20 protein-coding genes are annotated in these 18,212 nt (G+C 42.4%); 6 read left to right on the forward strand and 14 right to left on the reverse strand.

Annotation, left to right across the window (positions count from 1 at the left end):
* Positions 1 to 10: 10 nt before the first annotated feature.
* On the forward strand, positions 11 to 511 hold the full coding sequence (locus tag HGJ91_RS04620) for a 4Fe-4S dicluster domain-containing protein (protein ID WP_291346532.1): 501 nt from the start codon (positions 11 to 13) through the stop codon (positions 509 to 511).
* Between the two features lie 178 nt (positions 512 to 689).
* Here HGJ91_RS04620 and HGJ91_RS04625 read toward each other — a convergent pair whose 3' ends face one another.
* Complete coding sequence (locus HGJ91_RS04625) at positions 690 to 962, reverse strand: MoaD/ThiS family protein (protein WP_291346533.1); 273 nt, start codon at positions 960 to 962, stop codon at positions 690 to 692.
* Between the two features lie 232 nt (positions 963 to 1,194).
* On the opposite strand from HGJ91_RS04625, the gene HGJ91_RS04630 reads away from it, so the two are divergent.
* From HGJ91_RS04630 to HGJ91_RS04650, 5 genes are read left to right on the forward strand one after another with little or no spacing between them, the layout of a single operon-like run.
* Positions 1,195 to 1,941: a DUF6125 family protein gene (locus tag HGJ91_RS04630; protein WP_291346534.1), complete on the forward strand. Its 747-nt coding sequence runs from the start codon at positions 1,195 to 1,197 to the stop codon at positions 1,939 to 1,941.
* Between the two features lie 36 nt (positions 1,942 to 1,977).
* On the forward strand, positions 1,978 to 3,531 hold the full coding sequence (locus HGJ91_RS04635; RefSeq protein WP_291346535.1) for an acyl-CoA carboxylase subunit beta: 1,554 nt from the start codon (positions 1,978 to 1,980) through the stop codon (positions 3,529 to 3,531).
* A 9-nt stretch (positions 3,532 to 3,540) separates the two neighbouring features.
* Positions 3,541 to 3,762: a hypothetical protein gene (locus HGJ91_RS04640; RefSeq protein WP_291346536.1), complete on the forward strand. Its 222-nt coding sequence runs from the start codon at positions 3,541 to 3,543 to the stop codon at positions 3,760 to 3,762.
* Positions 3,763 to 3,806: 44 nt separating this feature from the next.
* Positions 3,807 to 5,807: a pyruvate carboxylase subunit B gene (locus HGJ91_RS04645; protein WP_291346537.1), complete on the forward strand. Its 2,001-nt coding sequence runs from the start codon at positions 3,807 to 3,809 to the stop codon at positions 5,805 to 5,807.
* A 25-nt stretch (positions 5,808 to 5,832) separates the two neighbouring features.
* Positions 5,833 to 6,510, forward strand: a complete 678-nt coding sequence (locus HGJ91_RS04650; RefSeq protein WP_291346538.1) for a zinc ribbon domain-containing protein — start codon at positions 5,833 to 5,835, stop codon at positions 6,508 to 6,510.
* Positions 6,511 to 6,542: 32 nt separating this feature from the next.
* Here HGJ91_RS04650 and HGJ91_RS04655 read toward each other — a convergent pair whose 3' ends face one another.
* From HGJ91_RS04655 to dsrM, 13 genes are all read right to left on the reverse strand, one after another.
* Positions 6,543 to 7,058, reverse strand: a complete 516-nt coding sequence (locus tag HGJ91_RS04655) for a type I restriction enzyme HsdR N-terminal domain-containing protein (protein ID WP_291346539.1) — start codon at positions 7,056 to 7,058, stop codon at positions 6,543 to 6,545.
* Positions 7,055 to 8,608, reverse strand: a complete 1,554-nt coding sequence (gene gpmI, locus HGJ91_RS04660; protein WP_291346636.1) for a 2,3-bisphosphoglycerate-independent phosphoglycerate mutase — start codon at positions 8,606 to 8,608, stop codon at positions 7,055 to 7,057. Before gpmI ends, HGJ91_RS04655 begins: the two co-directional genes overlap by 4 nt.
* The gene (rsfS, locus tag HGJ91_RS04665; protein WP_291346540.1) at positions 8,598 to 8,996 is read right to left on the reverse strand and encodes a ribosome silencing factor; all 399 of its coding nucleotides are present in this window, start codon (positions 8,994 to 8,996) and stop codon (positions 8,598 to 8,600) included. Before rsfS ends, gpmI begins: the two co-directional genes overlap by 11 nt.
* Entirely contained in the window at positions 8,993 to 9,640 is a 648-nt protein-coding gene (gene nadD, locus HGJ91_RS04670) for a nicotinate-nucleotide adenylyltransferase (RefSeq protein WP_291346541.1), read from the reverse strand. Before nadD ends, rsfS begins: the two co-directional genes overlap by 4 nt.
* Positions 9,637 to 10,638, reverse strand: a complete 1,002-nt coding sequence (gene obgE, locus HGJ91_RS04675) for a GTPase ObgE (RefSeq protein WP_291346542.1) — start codon at positions 10,636 to 10,638, stop codon at positions 9,637 to 9,639. The genes nadD and obgE overlap by 4 nt, the downstream gene beginning before the upstream one ends.
* Positions 10,635 to 10,889, reverse strand: coding sequence for a 50S ribosomal protein L27 (gene rpmA / locus HGJ91_RS04680; protein WP_291346543.1), 255 nt, complete (start codon positions 10,887 to 10,889; stop codon positions 10,635 to 10,637). The genes obgE and rpmA overlap by 4 nt, the downstream gene beginning before the upstream one ends.
* An 18-nt stretch (positions 10,890 to 10,907) precedes the next feature.
* Entirely contained in the window at positions 10,908 to 11,219 is a 312-nt protein-coding gene (gene rplU, locus HGJ91_RS04685; protein ID WP_291346544.1) for a 50S ribosomal protein L21, read from the reverse strand.
* Between the two features lie 101 nt (positions 11,220 to 11,320).
* A complete protein-coding gene (locus tag HGJ91_RS04690) occupies positions 11,321 to 12,982 on the reverse strand; it encodes a hypothetical protein (RefSeq protein ID WP_291346545.1) in 1,662 nt (553 codons plus the stop codon).
* Positions 12,983 to 13,123: 141 nt separating this feature from the next.
* On the reverse strand, positions 13,124 to 14,281 hold the full coding sequence (gene dsrP, locus HGJ91_RS04695; protein WP_291346546.1) for a sulfate reduction electron transfer complex DsrMKJOP subunit DsrP: 1,158 nt from the start codon (positions 14,279 to 14,281) through the stop codon (positions 13,124 to 13,126).
* Positions 14,282 to 14,290: 9 nt separating this feature from the next.
* Positions 14,291 to 15,115, reverse strand: coding sequence for a sulfate reduction electron transfer complex DsrMKJOP subunit DsrO (gene dsrO / locus HGJ91_RS04700; RefSeq protein ID WP_291346547.1), 825 nt, complete (start codon positions 15,113 to 15,115; stop codon positions 14,291 to 14,293).
* Complete coding sequence (gene dsrJ / locus HGJ91_RS04705) at positions 15,112 to 15,507, reverse strand: sulfate reduction electron transfer complex DsrMKJOP subunit DsrJ (RefSeq protein WP_291346548.1); 396 nt, start codon at positions 15,505 to 15,507, stop codon at positions 15,112 to 15,114. The genes dsrO and dsrJ overlap by 4 nt, the downstream gene beginning before the upstream one ends.
* A complete protein-coding gene (gene dsrK, locus HGJ91_RS04710; protein WP_291346549.1) occupies positions 15,500 to 17,173 on the reverse strand; it encodes a sulfate reduction electron transfer complex DsrMKJOP subunit DsrK in 1,674 nt (557 codons plus the stop codon). The genes dsrJ and dsrK overlap by 8 nt, the downstream gene beginning before the upstream one ends.
* A gap of 3 nt (positions 17,174 to 17,176) precedes the next feature.
* Positions 17,177 to 18,196 (reverse strand): sulfate reduction electron transfer complex DsrMKJOP subunit DsrM, encoded by a 1,020-nt coding sequence (gene dsrM, locus HGJ91_RS04715; RefSeq protein ID WP_291346550.1) that lies wholly within the window; start codon positions 18,194 to 18,196, stop codon positions 17,177 to 17,179.
* Between the last annotated feature and the right edge of the window lie 16 nt (positions 18,197 to 18,212).

An 18,212-nucleotide genomic window follows, 5' to 3' on the forward strand; every position in this document is an offset into this window, starting at 1 on the left:
GGAGTATATCATGGAAAATAAGGAGAAAGTCCTTATGATAAACCCTGAAAAATGTACAGGGTGCAGGTTATGTGAACTGGTATGTGCGGTTAAACATGACGGGGTTTCCAACCCTGCCAGAAGCCGTATAAGAGTGATGAAATGGGAAATGGACGGGGTTTATATCCCCATGGCCTGCCAGCAGTGCCAGGATGCGCCGTGCATGGGTGTCTGCCCTGCCAATGCGATTTCCCGCAATGATGAGCTCAACACAATTGAAGTGGATTATGACAAATGTATCGGCTGCCGCTCATGCGTAGCAGTCTGTCCATTTGGTGCCATGGGTTTCAATTCTATTGACAGAAAGGTCTTCAAGTGTGATCTGTGTGATGGAGATCCCCAGTGCGTCAGATTCTGTGAAGTTGGAGCCATTGAGTATGTTGATGCAGATGATGTTGCCATCTTTAAAAAACAGGAAGCAGCTGTAAAATTGCATGCAACAAGCCATAAGGTTGCTTTGAAAGAAGCATAGCTTTATAAAATCTTTCATAAGGTTTTAAGTTAGTTTATACTGCGCGTTCCAGAAAATAGTCTGGAACGCGCAGTATAATTTTGGAGATTTAAAATTTGAGTAGTGAGTTATGAGAAAAAGCTGTTTTGTAAAACACCTGATTTATTGGAGGTAATGTGACTTAAAAAATATAAGAAAATCAGCCGCCTGCAAGAAAGGTAATAATCTGGATCTCATCGCCATCTTTCACCTTTTTTCCCAACTCTCCGGGATATGCGCTCTCTTTGTTCAGGTAGATTTCAATATAATGGACCAATTCACCTTTTTTATCAAATATCTCCTTTTCCATGCCTGGATACAAGGCAACAAAATTGTTTAATGCTTCGCCAACAGTGCTTCCTTCAACTGTTATTGTTTTTTTGCCATTGGTGTGCCGGCGGTGGGTAACATGCATATGTATGGTTATGCTCATTCCAATTTATCCTTGCTGATCCCTTTATGCTATAAAAAAGCTTATTTACTTTTGAAGGTTGATTCTCTTTGTTTTTATTAATAGAATATTCCGGTCATGAACACAATGATTTTTTGGCTTTAATATAGCTATATCGTGATCCGATCTTGACAATAAATTGGCCTTGGTTTAATGTTGCCGGAACGTTTAATGATACTAACGTGTTAAGATTATTAAAAAAGGAACTGAACTTATGAAAAATGAAAATTTTGATCTCTCAAGTCTGGATAAAACTTTGAAACCAAGATTGATTGTTGACATGCTGACTAGAATTGTAGTTCACTACAGTTTTTGGTTTACCGAAGTCAGGCACCAGATGGGCATGGACAAGGCCTTGGAAGTTCTTGAAAAGGCGACAAAAAAAAGCATTTCGATTGGATTGAAAAGATTTTCAAGTGTTTTGGATTTTGAGCTTGAAGATGGTTTGCCTAAGGCATTGGTGGAAATGGAGGAAGAAAAGATTGAGGCCCTGATAGGTGCCGTGGCAAAAAATTGGCTGGTAAATGACGGCGTATGGTTTCAGGCTGTTGAATTTGATAATGGGATGAATGATGCTAAACGGTGTAATGATTCCTGTTGGGCGCAGTTTTCTCCCTATGAAGCATTTGCCATAAAAAAATTTTTGGAACTGGATGATGACTGTGGGCTTGAAGGATTAAAAAAAGCCTTAAATTTCAGGATGTATTCAGTTATTAATGTGCAATCTATTGTTGACGAGGGGCCCCAAAGTTTTGTATTCCAGATGAATGACTGCAGGGTTCAGTCTGCAAGAAAAAGAAAGAAATTGGATGATTATCCTTGTAAGTCTGCAGGCTTGGTTGAATATGAATATTTCGCAAGGTCTATTGATAAAAGGATAGAAACCGAATGTATCGGATGTCCGCCGGACAAACATCCGGAAGAGTGGTTTTGTGCATGGCGGTTTAAGTTAAAAGAATAAAGACATACGGATAAATAATAAGGAAGGGTTTGTATTATGGGAGTTACATCTGACAGGATCCAGGAGTTGAAACAAAAAGAACAGCAGATAATGGGAATGGGTGGAGAAAAATCGCTTGAAAAACGACGGGAAAAGGGGGTACTCAATGCCAGACAAAGGCTTGATATCCTGTTTGATGAGGGAACCTTCAGGGAATTGGATATGTTTGTCACTCATAGATGTACCAATTTTGGGATGGAAAATATAGAAGTCCCGGCGGATGGCGTGGTGACAGGACATGGCAAAGTGGAGGGTAGAATTGTATTTGCCTATGCCCAGGATTTTACGGCAAGAGCAGGGTCGTTAGGGGAAATGCAGGCCAAAAAGATTTGTAAAGTCATGGATATGGCGTTAAAGTCGGGCGCTCCTATCATCGGTATGAACGATTCAGGCGGCGCAAGAATTCAGGAAGGAATCGATGCCTTGTCCGGATATGGTGAAATTTTCTTCAGGAATTCAGCCGCATCAGGTGTCATCCCTCAGATTTCAGCCATCATGGGACCCACAGCCGGTGGTGCGGTTTACTCACCTGCCATGACAGATTTTATTTTCATGGTCAAAGAATCCAGCTACATGTTTATTACAGGGCCCAATGTCATTAAGGCTGTAACCGGAGAAGAAATTACCTTTGAAGACCTTGGCGGCGCCATGACCCACAATGAGAAATCAGGCGTGGCACAATTTGCCTGTGAGTCTGATGAAGATGCCATTGTGCAGATGAGAAAACTCTTATCCTATCTGCCGTCCAATAACATGGAAGATCCCCCCTATTTGCCGTCTACAGATGATCCCAACCGCATGGATGAGTCTTTAGATTCAATCATACCGGACAATCCCAACAGGGGTTATGATATCAAGGATGTGATTACCTCCATTGTGGATGATGGAGAATATTTTGAGCCTCACCAGTATTATGCTAAAAATATTGTCATCTGTTTTGCAAGACTCAACGGACGTTCCATTGGTATTATTGCCAATCAGCCCAATTACCTGGCAGGATGCCTCGATATAGATGCATCTGATAAAGCCACCCGATTTATCAGATTCTGCGATGCATTCAATATCCCCATGCTGACCATTGCCGATGTTCCGGGTTATCTGCCGGGAAGTAACCAGGAGTGGGGAGGGATTATTCGGCATGGGGCAAAGCTTTTATGGTGTTATTCGGAGGCAACTGTTCCCAAACTTTTGCTGGTTGTAAGAAAAGATTATGGTGGATCTTACCTTGCCATGTGCTCAAAACATCTGGGAGCGGATATGGCTTTTGCATGGCCGAGTGCCCAGATTGCCGTTATGGGTGCTGAAGGAGCAGCCAACATTATCCATGCAAAAGAGATTAAAGCGGCTGATGATTCGGTTGCAAAGCGCAAAGAAAAAATTGAGGAGTATAATGAGAAATTTTCCAACCCGTATTGCGCTGCGGCAAGGGGGTACGTGGATGCGGTAATTCAACCTTCTGAAACCCGGCCCCGGCTCATTGATGCCCTTGAGGCCATGGCAACAAAAAGAGAGTTAAGACCGGCTAAAAAACATGGGAATATACCCGTATAGGACAAAGGGATGAAAATGGATAAAAAGAAACTATCTGCAGCCACGGCTGCTGTATTTGCCTACATCAAGACATCTGAAGAAGTGGCTTTAATTCCCGGAGCTCCTGAATTGGTTCAGGAATTTGCAGTACAATCCGGACAGGTTATTCAACAAAATAATATCTGGGGAATATCAGGACGGCAGACCCATATGCAGGCCAATTCAATGATACAGATGCGAATATTTAAATAATTAAATTATTAATAATAAAAAATAAATTATTCAGGAGAAAATAAATGAGTGAGCACACCCAAGTTCAAATGGCTGAAATGAAATATGATAAAGACAGGCCAGAGGCTAAGCATCGATTGATGATTGAGGATATATCCCTGCGTGACGGGCACCAGTCTCTTTTTGCCACAAGGGGAAGAACAGAAGACATGATCCCTGTTGCAGAAAGAATGGATGAAATCGGCTTCTGGGCAGTTGAAGTCTGGGGCGGTGCCACCTTTGATACCATGCACCGTTTTCTGGGGGAAGATCCCTGGGAAAGACTTAGGACACTTAAAAGATATTTTAAAAAGACCCCGTTCTCAATGCTCTTGAGAGGCCAGAATCTTGTGGGCTATAGAAACTATGCAGATGATGTGGCAAAGCTGTTTGTGAAAAAGACCGTTGATAACGGGATGGAGGTCTTCAGAACCTTTGACGCCTTAAATGATTTTAGAAATTTCGAAACTGTCGTCCCGGTGATCAAGGAGTGTGGTGCTCATTTTCAGGGCTGTATCTGTTATTCACTGACTGAACCTAGAATCGGCGGTGATGTGTATAATCTTGACTATTATATTAAGAAAGCAAAAGAACTTGAAGATATGGGTGCAGACAGTATTTGTATCAAGGATATGGCAGGGCTTATCGCACCCTATGATGCTTATAAGCTTGTCAAAGCCTTAAAAGATAATGTGAAACCATTGATTCATCTTCACAGTCATTTTACATCCGGCATGTCGCCCATGAGTCATTTCAAGGCCATTGAGGCAGGGGTTGATATCATTGACACCTGCTTGACACCTTATGCCTATCGGACATCCCATGCAGCGCTGGAACCCTTTGTCATGTCACTTCTCGGCACCAACAGGGATACGGGATTTGATATCAATGCCCTGGCTGATATAAATGAGACTCTGGAAAAGGAAGTGATGCCCAAATACAAGCACCTCTTAGATGATACCAAGGTGTCTGGTATTGACATCAATGTCCTGCTTCATCAGACACCCGGCGGCATGCTCTCCAACCTTGTGAATCAGTTAAAGGAAATGGATGCCCTGGATAAACTTGATGACGTCTACAAGGAGCTTCCAAAGGTCAGAAAAGAATTGGGCCAGGTTCCTCTGGTAACTCCGACAAGCCAGATCGTCGGTATCCAGACAGTTAACAACGTCCTGTTTGATACACCAGATGAACGATATAAAATGATCACCGCCCAGGTTAAGGATTTGTGTTACGGACTGTATGGTAAAACAAGCGTACCCATTGATCCGGAAGTGCAGAAAAAAGCACTTAAAGGATATGAAAGAGGGGAAGACCCCATCGCCTGTCGACCTGCAGAAGTGCTTGAACCCGAACTTGAAAAAGCAAAAGAAGAAATTGGTGATCTGGCAGTGGATGATGAAGATCTTATTTTATATACGCTTTTTCCTGTTACGGGCAAAAAATATCTTATGCAAAAATATGGTAAAGAACAGGTTCCTGAAAGTATAAAACCCATTACGCTTGAGGATGTGGAAAAGCAGAACCAGATGATTGAAAAAGCCAAAAAAGGTGAACTGGTTGAAAAATCCAAGGTGGAAGATATGCCTGAAAAGAGCGAATACGCCCGCACCTTTAATGTCTTTGTAGAGGGTGAATATTTTGAAGTGGGTGTGGATGAAGTAGGGGGTGCTCCTGTTATTACTTACGCTGCCGCTGCCGCTCCTGCCCAACCAGCGCCGGTTGCACCTGCGGCGCCGGCACCGCCCGCTGCCCCTGCTGCTCCGAAACCTGCGCCTGCGGCTAAAGAAGAACCCGCATCTTCCGCCTCAGCTGGAACATCTGTAGCAGCACCTATGCCGGGTATGGTGATAAAATATGAAAAAAATGTGGGCGATTCAGTTAATGAAGGTGAAACTGTTGTCGTCATTGAAGCCATGAAAATGGAGAATGCACTGCCGGCACCCACAAGCGGCGTGGTTAAAGCTATTAATTATAATAGTGGAGATGCTGTTGCCAAAGGCGATGTGCTCGCTGTGATTGGGTAAGATCAAGCCCAAGGAGATTAATATAATGACGTTTGAAACAAAAGAAGAACTTCTTGAAAAATATATAAAAATGGACAAACCCAAATGTCCGCACTGTGATGTCGAGATGACATTGTGGGAAGTTCCCCCCATTAATTTCAGTGATGGCCTTGGCTGGGGAACCCCCTACCTGTTTGTTTGTTTTAATGATGAATGCGGGAGTTATAAAAAAGGATGGGATCATCTACAAGAAACAATGGAAATGGGCGCCTCCTATCGGTGTTATGTTGAACCGGGACAGAAAAATTTTGAATATATGCCTGTATTCAGTCCCACGGGAGCCACAGGCGGCAAACTGGATGAGGAAGCCCTGATCCGGGAAGAAGCCAAAAAAGAACTTTTAAAACAGACCTTTTCAGTGTTAACCGATTATTATATTACAAAGGACTGGGATGAGATTTTAAAGATCTGTCTTGATCCAAAGATTCCGCCCAAGGCACGGCTCAAGGCGGCTGAAATGGTTGGGGAACTAGGCGATGCTGAAGCAGCAGAGCATTTGATCAATCATAAATTCCCTACTCCTGTCCTGCAAAAAGGGGTGAAAAAAGCCATAGAGCAGCTTCATGAAAGACATTATACCCGTGAATGCCCCTATTGTGCCGAGATCATTAAAAAACGGGCCACACTTTGCAAACATTGCAATAAAGAGGTATCAAGGGCCTGACAGCTCTAAACCGCCAATTTTTTGGCCAGACACTAAATATTGACTTTTTCCATATTAAAAGAGCGGTAAATGATCATTTCCCGCTCTTTTCTGTTTTTATCAAGAGGCTCAAATTCAATGGTTTCAATCAGTTTAAGAGCTTTTTCTTTTGATGGAATCGCATCAAGGCCCTGTCCTGCTTTTTTCCCGGAAAGCGTATCCAATATCATTGCATCCCTTGCATCCGTTGAAACGGCAAAGGGAATTTGATAGTCATAAATCAGCCTGGCACCGGCCAGGATTTCTCTTTCATAGGACCCGATAGATCCTGCCACACAGGTAATGGCCATCAATGCCTTTTTTCTGGAATATACAATCAGATCAATGGCTGAAATATAGTCCTTGCCTTTAAACTGGACAATCAGTTCTTCATCCACCTTGATATTTTCTTTTGCATATCCTTTTTCATCGACCAGAAATTTTTCAAATATTTGTCTGCTGGCTTCAGGCCCTACATTTCTTACTGCTTTCCCGGTAATATAATCGGTGATAATATAATCAAAATTCATATTAAAGATGTCCCTGTCATTTCAGAAGGTTGTTCAATATTTAATATCTTCAGAACGGTCGGTGCGATATCACCAAGAACGCCGTCCTTTATTGATATATCTTTAAAGTTATTCCCTGCGAGTATCAATCTTACGGGGTTCAAGGTGTGGGCGGTGTGAGGGGAACCATCATCTGCAATCATCTGTTCTGAGTTTCCATGATCTGCTGTCACCAATGCGACACCGCCCGTTTTCCATATCGCCTCAACAACCTTTTGTACACACTTGTCCACGGTTTCACAGCCTTTGATTGCAGCCTCCAAAATTCCTGTGTGCCCGACCATGTCCATATTGGCAAAATTGAGGATGATAAACTCAAATTCTTCCGACCTGATTTTATCACAAGCTTTTTCTGCCAATCCGAGAGCGCTCATTTGGGGTTTTTCATCGTAGGTCGCCACATCTCTAGGAGAAGGGATCAGTATTCTTTTTTCTTGATCAAAAACTTTTTCATTACCGCCATTAAAAAAATAGGTCACATGGGCATATTTTTCAGTTTCAGCAATTCGAAGCTGGGGGATGTTGTTTTTATTTAATATCTCCCCGAGAATATTATCCAGGTGCTGTGGAGCAAACACCACAGGCAGATCAAAAGTTTCATCATACTGCGTCATGCAGACGAAACCCGCAAGATCTATCTTCTTTCTTCTGGTAAACTCATTAAACCTAAGTTCTGTAAAGGCCCTTGTGATTTCCTTTGCCCGATCAGCCCTGAAATTAAAAAAGATAATGCCGTCTCCATCGTCAATGGTACCATTTGGGCCACCCTTTAACGGGTGATTATTTTTAAGGAAAATAGGTTTGATAAACTCATCGGTCTGATCTGAATCATAGGCGTTTTGTATGGCTTTAACCGAGGTTTGTTCAATCACACCTGCGGCTTTCGCAAATAGGTTGTATGCCTTTTCAACCCTGTCCCACCGCGTGTCCCGATCCATAGCCCAGTAGCGGCCGACAATGGTGGCAATTTTTCCGTATTTATGAATATTCAGATAGTTCTGAAGTTGTTGAGTATAATTAATACCGCTGGTGGGAGAGGTATCCCGGCCGTCAAGTATCGAATGGATAAAAAGGTTTTTTACACCATTTTGTCTGGCCATGTCGATCAGGGCAAACAGGTGGGAGATATGACTGTGTACACCCCCGTCTGACAGCAGTCCCATGAGGTGGAGGCTTTTTCCTGATTTTGAAACCTGCGCCATGATATCCAAAAGTGCAGGGGTTTTAAAAAAGGATTTGTCTTTAATGGCTTGATTTATTCTTACAAAATTTTGTAACACTTTTCGGCCCGCACCGATATTCATGTGACCGACTTCTGAGTTGCCCATGGTTCCGTCGGGAAGGCCGACTGCACTGCCTGAGCACTGAAGCTTGCAGTTTGGAAAATTTTTTAACAGAGAATCCAGAAAGGGAGTGTTGGCTATCGCAAAGGCATTCCCTTGTTTTTCATTATTAATACCCCATCCGTCAAGAATTATTAAAATGTTGACAGGGTACGATTTAGAACTCATCATCGTTCTCCTCGGATTCGTATGCCGCTTCAAATTCTGAAAGATCAATTCTTGAGGCATCAGCCCACAGCCCTTCAAGATCATAAAAGGATTTTGTTTCGGATTTAAAAATATGGATGATAACTTCCCCATAATCAAGCAATACCCACTCGCCGGCTTTTACGCCTTCAATACCAACGGCCTTTATTTCTTGGGTTTTTAAACTTTTAATCAGATGTTCGGCAATGGATGTTACCTGGCGTTGGGAGTTCCCTTCAATAATAACAAGGGTATCCGTATAAGAAGTAAGTTGTTTTACATCAATGGCGATAATTGATTTTGCCTTTCTCTCAAATGCAGGGACCAGGTATTTTTTAAGCTCATCTTTTATCGTGACAGAATTTTTCATTTATAGAGTTCCTTTGTTCTAATAATTTTTTCGACATTTTCAGGCACAAGATCCTTTATGGATTCGTTATTTTTTATCCGTGCCCGGATCATGGTGGATGAAATATCTATTTTGGGGACCTTGCAAATTATTATTTTCTGTTTCTTTTTATGGGAAAAAGTATTGTTCTGTCCATTAAAAATGTACCCCTTTGATATGTTTTCGTCAATAAAAGAGGCAATGGCATTATTGTTTTCCCAATGTCCTCTCAACATGATGATAATACGGACAGCCTCAAATATTTGATCTTTATGTTTCCAGGTTTTAATATCTAAAAATGCATCAGATCCCATTAAAAGAAAAAAATGGGTCTGTTCGCCATATTCTTTTTTAAATTCATTGATGGTGTCAATGGTAAAGGAAGGGCCTTTTCTTATTAATTCTTTGTCTGATACCAGAAAATTCTTATGATTTTTCAAACTTACTTTTACCATTTCAAACCTGTCTTTGGCTGGGGCAAGATTGATATGGGGTTTGTGGGGCGGTGTTGCAGAAGGAATTAAAAATATTTTTCCCAACCCACATTTTTTTTTGACATGCTGAATAATACTAATGTGGCCATTGTGAAAAGGATTAAAAGTTCCGCCAAAAAGTCCGGCATTCATTTTTTACTCTTTTTAAGCTCAGAAGATAAAAGTTTAATGAGTTCTTTTACCCCTTTACCCGTTGCTGCTGAAAGAGTCAACACCCGGATGTTTTTTAAAGCGTTTTTAAATGCTTCAACCTTTTCTTGCGTGTCCGGCAAGTCAATCTTGTTAAGTGCGACAATCTGAGTTTTTTTTGCCAGTGTTTGACTGTATTTGGCCAACTCATTGTTTATCAGGTTAAAAGAGCTGAGAGGGGATGCAGGATCTATCTGGAAAGAATCAATCAGATGAACCAGGATTCCGGTTCTTTCAATATGTTTTAAAAAACTGATGCCCAGTCCGGTTCCTTCATGGGCACCCTCAATCAAGCCCGGGATATCTGCCACTGCAAAGGGTTCTCCAAAAGGCGGGTCTACCATCCCAAGGATAGGGGTCAGTGTTGTAAAAGGATAATCAGCTATTTTGGGTCGGGCCGCAGATATGCTGCTGATAAGTGTTGATTTTCCTGCGTTGGGCAAACCAACAAGTCCGACATCGGCAAGAAGCTTTAATTCCAGCTTAAGTTTCAGTTCAATCCCGGGAATCCCGGGTTGAGAGTGCCTGGGCGACCGGTTGGTAGAGCTTGCAAACCGTTTATTGCCCCGTCCGCCCATGCCGCCATGGGCAAGAATATATTCATCCTCAGTGTCGGTCAGGTCGATAATGATTTCGTTGGTGTCTTCGTTGGTAACAATGGTTCCCGGGGGAAGGGCGATGGTGCAGTTTGAGCCGTTCTTGCCATGTTTTTGTTTTCCCTGGCCGGGCTGGCCGTTTTTGGCCTTGAGCAATTTCTGCCGGCGATAATCAAAGAGTGTTCGTTTGCTCCGATCGATTTTCAGTATAACATTGCCACCGTCGCCACCGTCGCCACCATCAGGTCCTCCTCTTTCAATGTAACGTTCCCGCCGGAAGCTTGTGCATCCACGGCCGCCGTCACCGGACTTGACAGTGATAATTGCTTCATCTACAAATTTCACGTTTCATAAACGCTGACTTTTTTTCTGTTGCGGCCTTTTCTTTCATAGGTGACAACACCGTCAATTTTGGCAAAAAGGGTATAGTCCTTGCCCAAGCCCACATTGTTGCCGGGATGGATTTTGGTGCCAACCTGTCTTACAAGAATATTTCCTGCAAGAACGTTTTCTCCACCAAATTTTTTAACGCCGCGCCGCTGCGCATTAGAGTCGCGACCGTTTTTTGTACTGCCGGCTGCTTTTTTATGTGACATTAGATTTCTCCTTAATATCTAAACCGCAATGGATTCTATTTTAATTTCAGTATAATGCTGTCTGTGGCCTTTCATTTTCCTATAGCCTTTACGACGTTTATACTTGAAGACTAATTGTTTTTTACCCTTTCCCTGCTCAAGAATGTGTGCTTTAACTGAAGCGTTTTCAACTTTCGGGTTTCCAAGGGTGATGGCTTCACCATCTGAATACATGAGGATGTCATCAAATTCAATCTGAGAACCTTCGGTACCTTCAAGCTTTTCAACTTTCAGGATCTGTTCTTCATGAACCTTGTATTGTTTTCCTCCGGTTCTGATAACTGCGTACATTTTTAAACTCTCCTTATTATCTCAATACTTTTTGCATTTTTAAAAAACTCTTAATGCTATACTTATTCCATGGATTTGTCAAGATAAACATATTTGAAAATTTAAAATGGTGAACGGTGAACAAAGATGTCGGCAGCAGGGTCGTATACTGACGGATGGGTTTTAATAAATTTCAGTATGGCGCCATCATTGGAGTTGTTCAGCAGACAGAAAACGTAACACCTGAAAATGTCAAAAGAATCAATATCAGGCTCGGTTAAAAGGTTTTCAGGGGGTCTATGAGCAACTAAGGTAGTGTCTGTATCGAAACCATTTTTTATTTCATCTTTTAAAAGAAACCGCATCATTTTTATTTTAATTGGATTTTTTTGTACATAGGTAGATATGGAGCCAAGAAAAAAAGATACAGCAGACAGTTTTGACATCAGGCAGCCTGCTTTTTCACATAAATTCAGGTGAGTATGTATCTTTTTTAAATAGAAGCCTTTATTTTTGTTTGACAGGTTTTTGAAAGCAGTCTTTGAAAGAAATTGTTTTTTTAAATGTTTCAGTACAACCGGTGTCATTTTTTTTCTTTGAAGTCGTGGCTTTTCTTCGAAAATGGAAAGATACTCTTTCAGGCTTCTCATTCCCGGTGGTGTCAATTCGTCTGACCCATTATCAAGGATGATGGATTCTATTTGCACATCCAGTAAGCGATCTAAGTGATATCGGTTTTTATTCAGGCCATACCCTTCAAGGGGTTTGAAATAATCCACAAGCAGAGCGTTGCGGCCGGTTTTTTTTACCGGGAAAAAGTTTGTCTCTGATGTAACTCGGATTTTTTTATGTCCAAAAGGATATAATGCACTGGTAAAAGAGGGAATAATGATAAAAGCGCCGTCGGGTGTTATTTCCGTGCCATACCCGTCGGTTATTGATGGCTTGATGGAAACAAAGTCCTCATCAAGTCCTGCAGGAATTAATAGTTCGTCCAGATCATGCTGCTTGCTGATGGGGTTCCCAAGTTCCCGTTCGATTTTTTTGATGCGGGCTTTATTTTTCGAAGTGATGCTGACAGAAAGGTTTGAGTTCATTTTTAAGAGCTTTTCTAACAAACGTTCTTTTCCTTTGGGAACCTTTGTTAGAATGCTGTATTCAAGTGGTCTTTTTTTTAAATATGAAAGGATGTCGGATATGGTTTTTTTATCCTCTGTCCAGTCCAGGGGATCGGAAGCACCATAAAGGGAGATGCCATCATTTTGTTGCTGTTCCATATGGTTTAGAATTTTCAGGATGGCTTTATAGGAAAAATGCGACCTTACCTTGGGCAAAGCCCATTCATTGCACCGTCTGCAAAAATTACTACACCCACAGCTCAATTGAAATGTCATGGCTGTTTTAAACAACAGATCTTTCCGGCAATTGTCCAAACCAATTTTTATTTCCCATGTCCGGAAATCCACATGAGGGATAGAGCCAGATGATTGTTTAATAGTATCTAAAATAAGGGTTTTCAGACGGTTATGGTATCCCTTGAATTTTGGGGTGCAGTTCTTCAGAGCGGGCTTGAATTTTTTAATAATGGTTTGTATCTGGTTTAACAGTTTTTCCGTATTTTCATTGAATTCTGAATTGGCTTCAGTATATTTGAGAATATCATAGTAAATCTGTTCGGCAGCTTTATAATTATTATCATACACTGCAACTAAGAGTTGGTTCTTTTTTTGTTCTAAAAAAGAACCATTGGTTTGTAGGGTGTAAGTTTTTTGTTGTTCTGTCATTGAAGAAGAAATTATCATTCTTTGATAAGGAGTTCAATCATTTGATGAATCACAGTCGGTCACTGAATAAAAAACAGGGGGGTTTCATTTAAAAAGAACCCCCCTGAATAAAAGATCAATATTTCTATTTACGGTTATAAACTATCCGCGAACCTCTTCTTTAACTTGCGTTGCAAGTTTGTAAAGAATGGTCAAAACCAGGAAACCCGTGGCATAAACCGCCAGTGTAATCGTGATTTCCGGTCCTGTTGGAGCATACTCTGTTACATGATGCAAGGGTGACGGTACAAACCCGCCTGAGATCATACCCAGGCCCTTATCTATCCATGCCCCGATGACAATCATGGCACAGGTGACCGGCAACAGGGTTTTATTGTTCCTCAATTGTGGAATCAGCAGAAAAACGGCGCCTGTTCCCATGAGTGTCAGACTGGTCCACATCCAGGGGACAAGTTGAGTGTATCCGTGATATCCAAACAAGAGATACTGGATATGCGCCTTATGGCCTGGAATATTGGAATAGTAGACAACAAAGACCTCACACAAAAAGAAGAACAAGTTGGCAATAATGGCATAACAGACGATTTTTGACAATGTCTGCATGGCATCCCAGCCCGGATCAAATTTGGTGAATTTTTTGATAATATAACAGAGAATGATCAAAAAGGCCGGTCCGGCAGCAAATGCCGATGCCAGAAACCTGGGAGCTAAAATGGCTGTCAGCCAGAATCCGCGTCCCGGAAGGCCGCAGTAAAGATAGGCTGTGACCGTATGAATACCAATGGCAAAGGGAATGGAAAGATAGACCAGGGGTTTTGTCCACCATACCGGTTCCACCTGATTTCTTTCCGCTTCCAGCACCTTCCATCCCACAACAATGTTTAAAAACAGATAACCGTTGAGTACCAGCATATCATAGAATAATATTGATTTAGGTGACGGATATAATAATACGTTTAGCATACGGATGGGCTGTCCTAAATCCACAACAATGAAGAGAAGACACATGATCAGCGCACCCACGGCCAAAAATTCGCCTAAAATGGTAATCCTGTGAAATTTTTCATAATCATGGAGATAAAAGGGGATGACAACCATGACACCTCCTGCGGCAACCCCCACAAGATAGGTAAAGTTTGCAATATAAAAGCCCCAGGATACATCCCGGCTCATGCCGGTGATCATAAGGCCATTTGTGAACTGATCAATATAAACGATCGCTCCTGCTCCTATTACAGCGAGCAGAAAGACTATCCATAACCAGTAATTCTTACTTCCTTTAATAGCTATTTCAAGCATACTCGCTCCTTACATGATATAGTAAACAGAGGGTTCAGTACCCAGAGACTGTTTACGTCTGATTGTATAATGTTCATTCAAAAGCACCCGGATCTCGGATTCAGGATCTTCAAGATCCCCCACCACTATTGCACCTTCCGATGCTTCCACGCAATGGGGTTGTTCTCCTTTAGTCAGCCGTTCAGCACAAAGATTGCATTTTTCCACAACCCCTTTGGACCGGGTGGGGAATTTTAGATCAGTCTCTTCGATAAACGGTCTTGGATCTCTGAAATTAAAACTTCTTGATCCATAGGGACAGGCTGCCATACAGAACCTACAGCCGATACAGCGGTGGAAATCCATCAATACGATACCGTCTTCCCGCTTGAACGTCGCTCCTGTTGGACAGGCTTTAACACAGGGTGCGTTTTTGCAATGGTTACAGGTCACGAGAAAGGGAAGATCATGGAATCTCTCTGCCAGGAATTCATCTTCCTTGTCAGGGAATGCATAGTGAAATCCTTCTTCCCAGATCCATTTGACTTCCTGTTTATGATTGACAGGTCTTGTATTGGGGTATTTTTCCTCATCCACTTCAAAGTTGAAGTCGGGTACATTATGGGCTTTATGACAGGCCGTAACAATATTTTCAGCCACTTCATCCGTAATTTTGTTGGTATCAATCACCATGCCCCAGCGATGGGCTAAAAGTGCTCCCTCATTTGGGCTTTTCACCGCATGGGCTGTACCGTGAGAATCAGATGAAGCAAAGTGAATTGCCGGAAAAGCGCCCAACCCAATGGCAGCAATACCTGCTACTTTAAGAAAGCTTCTTTTGCTTTTTTTCATCATTTAATCTCCTTGGGGTTTGTGTGACATTCCCAGCAATAGGGATCAACCGAAGCATACGTATGACACGAGTCACAAAATTTCGCCTTGTCTTCATGGCAGCCCAGACAGGAATTTTCGCCTGTTGAAAGGCTCATATTAAATGAATGGCCGTTTGCAGATTTGTACTGCCTGTCGGCATCCCTTACCACTGCATCTCTCCATTCATCCAGAAGAGACATGTGATTGGCTCTCATTTCATATTTATCCAGCACGCATTTTTTTTCAGTTTTGGATTTGCCCAAAAGTTCTGCCTCAGGCATTGCCTGGGTAGTTGTAACAATATTAAACCAGAACGGTGAGAGTACGGCCAGGACAAAAACTACAAGTCCTGTGATGATGTAATTTTTATTCATCTTCTTCCTCCTCTACGCCGGGTAAGGGTTCAAACCTCAAGTCTTCTGTCCGTTTCTTTTCGCCCGGCAGGATCAATGCATTTCCTACCAGTTCATGGATTCCATACACTTCCACTTCCGGCACCCAGTATTCACAAAGAGTCGGGAGGGCGGCTCTGTCAATTGCACAGATAGTCCCTAAGGTGTTAACACCGAATTTTTCATGAACATATTTCACTGCATTGGCTCTTGGCAGTCCGCCGGCCATTCTCAGTTCAATATTTTCACCGGCATTCAAGCCAGCGCCTGAACCGCAGCAGAAGGTCAATTCCCGAATGGTGTTGGGCGGCATTTCATAAAAATGATCGCAACAGTTTTCGATAATATATCGGGGTTCATCTAAGAGTCCCATTCCCCTTGCCGGGTTGCAGGAATCATGGAAGGTCATGATACGGTTTGAATTTCGGCTTTTATCCAGCTCCAGTTTCCCGTGTTTGATCAGGTCAGCTGTGAACTCTGTGATATGAACCATTTTTGTGGACTTGGAATTCTCAAATTTGGTTCCGGTAATGGGGTTAACCGGCTCTTCAAGGAAGTCGGCAGGGCCGTTCATGGTATCCATATACTGATTGATGACACGCCACATATGGCCGCATTCACCCCCCAGAATCCATTTTACGCCCAGGCGTTTGGCTTCTGCAAACATCTTGGCATTCAATCGTTTCATGGTCTCATGAGAGGTAAAGAAACCAAAATTCCCGCCTTCTGATGCATAGGTGCTCCAGGTCACATTCAGGTCATATTTATCTTTGAGATATTTGAACAGGATCATGTACCCCTCACAGGTATATGTTCCGGGATCTGCAAATACGTCCCCGGAAGGGGTGATGAAAAGGATGTCAGCCCCTTTTATATTCATCTGGGGTTCAACATTGACACCTGTTACCTCTTCAATATCTTCCACAAAGAAATCAATCATATCTTTAAAGGCATGGGGCTGGATGCCCAGATGGTTTCCTGTTTGAAAACAGTTTGAAACAGGAGTGGCAATCCAGTCAATATTCAGACCGATAAGGTTTAAAAGTTCCCGGCCCATAATCGTAATTTCTGCCGTATCAATTCCATAGGGACAGAAGACCGAGCAGCGTCTGCATTCTGTACACTGGAATAAGTAGTACCACCATTCCTTGAGCACATCCAGAGTCAATGGTCTTGCACCATTGAGTTTTTGGCCACCGGGAATTTTTTGCAGGATTTTTCCCGCAGTTGTAAAATCGTTTCTGTATACGGATCGTAAAAGCTCGGCTCTTAAGACAGGCATGTTTTTGGGGTCACCCGTTCCAAGGAAAAAATGACACTTGTCTGCACATGCGCCGCAGCGGACACAGATATCCATGAATACTTTGAATGTTCGAAATTTTTCCAGGCGGTCCTTGATTCCCTGGTGAAGAATTTCCTGCCAGTTATCCGGCAGTTTCCAGTCATCTTCAAGGGGGTTCCAGGGCCTGGCATTGGGCAGGCTTAATGTCTCTACACTTTCAGCCTTTGCCGCATAACAATACATTCCTGGTCTGATCTGGACCGAAGTATCCATCCAACTGGCCGGCTCCGATTTTGACCCTGATTCAGACCTGGGGCCATAGTCTATTTTATCTAATAATTCATCCGGTTTTATTTCGTCAGACATTTATTACTCCTTTTTATCCAATGGCTTATCCACCGGCAGGCCGGCTTCAACCATTTTTTCTCTGAAGTGATCCTCATACTGTGCATAGGTATGGGTTTCCACGTCATAGTTCCAGGGATTAATATGTCTTTTTGCACGGGTATTATTTGCCATATTCCTTGTGGGGCTTAAAAATATTCCGCCCATATGCATGAGTTTGCTGGCCGGGAAATATGCAAAAAGGATACTTACCAGAAAGAGATGGCCATAAAAAAGACCGCCAACACCTTCAGGAATTGTCGGGCTGAAGGTTGCAAGACCCATGGCAAGGGTTTTAATGCCGATAATGTCAACCTTTGTAAAATATCTCATGGCTAAACCGGTTGCTGCAATCCCGATAATAAGGAATAACGGGAAGTAATCAGCTGCCTGGGAGATGTAGGTAACCTTGGCATCAAAGATTCTTCTTGCAAGCAGGAATAGTGTTGCTGCAAGCAATACAACACCGGATAACATGATTCCGGGAAGTCCCAGCTGTACGATGCCATCAATATATTCTAAAAATTTGATACAGGAGGGTACAGGGGAGGTAAAAAATCTGAAATGCCTTAACAATGTTACCAAAAAGGCATAATGAAAGGCAAGGGCGCCTAACCAGAGGAAAATTTCCCAGGAGTAGGATAGCCTGTTTGAAACATTTCTGTTGAACGCTGCTTTTGTGTTTCTGAACAGAGACCTGAAAAGAAAAATTTCAAGAATCATGCGCACAAACACACCTGTTGAAGTATTAGGGTTGTCAATGGTATTCTGTTTTATCCATGGTAGAGATTTCTGTTGCCCGCAGGTTGTCGGAATTCTGAACGGGACAGCAGAAGATGCCCATCCCAGAACTTTGTATACAAAACCGGCAAGGAAGGCAATAATCGCTACATAGGGAAAAACAATTCCGAAGAACCACTGAAGCCCTGCTCCCTCAACACCTGTGTATGCTATTAAAAAAAGCAGAAAAACAGCTGTCAGGGGGATCAAGTACTTTTGATTCATATTATAACCACCTCAT

Source organism: Desulfobacula sp. (assembly GCF_014237455.1).
Lineage (GTDB): Bacteria > Desulfobacterota > Desulfobacteria > Desulfobacterales > Desulfobacteraceae > Desulfobacula.

What these genes read in the sequence shown, in the direction of transcription:
- nadD (WP_291346541.1), bottom strand. Translation starts at nt 9,640, where the DNA reads ATGAATGCCGGACTTTTTGGCGGAACTTTTAATCCTTTTCACAATGGC.
- HGJ91_RS04640 (WP_291346536.1), top strand. Translation starts at nt 3,541, where the DNA reads ATGAAAATGGATAAAAAGAAACTATCTGCAGCCACGGCTGCTGTATTT.
- dsrO (WP_291346547.1), bottom strand. Translation starts at nt 15,115, where the DNA reads ATGATGAAAAAAAGCAAAAGAAGCTTTCTTAAAGTAGCAGGTATTGCT.
- dsrJ (WP_291346548.1), bottom strand. Translation starts at nt 15,507, where the DNA reads ATGAATAAAAATTACATCATCACAGGACTTGTAGTTTTTGTCCTGGCC.
- HGJ91_RS04650 (WP_291346538.1), top strand. Translation starts at nt 5,833, where the DNA reads ATGACGTTTGAAACAAAAGAAGAACTTCTTGAAAAATATATAAAAATG.
- HGJ91_RS04655 (WP_291346539.1), bottom strand. Translation starts at nt 7,058, where the DNA reads ATGAATTTTGATTATATTATCACCGATTATATTACCGGGAAAGCAGTA.
- HGJ91_RS04620 (WP_291346532.1), top strand. Translation starts at nt 11, where the DNA reads ATGGAAAATAAGGAGAAAGTCCTTATGATAAACCCTGAAAAATGTACA.
- HGJ91_RS04690 (WP_291346545.1), bottom strand. Translation starts at nt 12,982, where the DNA reads ATGACAGAACAACAAAAAACTTACACCCTACAAACCAATGGTTCTTTT.
- HGJ91_RS04635 (WP_291346535.1), top strand. Translation starts at nt 1,978, where the DNA reads ATGGGAGTTACATCTGACAGGATCCAGGAGTTGAAACAAAAAGAACAG.
- rplU (WP_291346544.1), bottom strand. Translation starts at nt 11,219, where the DNA reads ATGTACGCAGTTATCAGAACCGGAGGAAAACAATACAAGGTTCATGAA.
- dsrP (WP_291346546.1), bottom strand. Translation starts at nt 14,281, where the DNA reads ATGCTTGAAATAGCTATTAAAGGAAGTAAGAATTACTGGTTATGGATA.
- dsrM (WP_291346550.1), bottom strand. Translation starts at nt 18,196, where the DNA reads ATGAATCAAAAGTACTTGATCCCCCTGACAGCTGTTTTTCTGCTTTTT.
- HGJ91_RS04645 (WP_291346537.1), top strand. Translation starts at nt 3,807, where the DNA reads ATGAGTGAGCACACCCAAGTTCAAATGGCTGAAATGAAATATGATAAA.
- HGJ91_RS04625 (WP_291346533.1), bottom strand. Translation starts at nt 962, where the DNA reads ATGAGCATAACCATACATATGCATGTTACCCACCGCCGGCACACCAAT.
- dsrK (WP_291346549.1), bottom strand. Translation starts at nt 17,173, where the DNA reads ATGTCTGACGAAATAAAACCGGATGAATTATTAGATAAAATAGACTAT.
- gpmI (WP_291346636.1), bottom strand. Translation starts at nt 8,608, where the DNA reads ATGAGTTCTAAATCGTACCCTGTCAACATTTTAATAATTCTTGACGGA.
- rsfS (WP_291346540.1), bottom strand. Translation starts at nt 8,996, where the DNA reads ATGAAAAATTCTGTCACGATAAAAGATGAGCTTAAAAAATACCTGGTC.
- HGJ91_RS04630 (WP_291346534.1), top strand. Translation starts at nt 1,195, where the DNA reads ATGAAAAATGAAAATTTTGATCTCTCAAGTCTGGATAAAACTTTGAAA.
- rpmA (WP_291346543.1), bottom strand. Translation starts at nt 10,889, where the DNA reads ATGTCACATAAAAAAGCAGCCGGCAGTACAAAAAACGGTCGCGACTCT.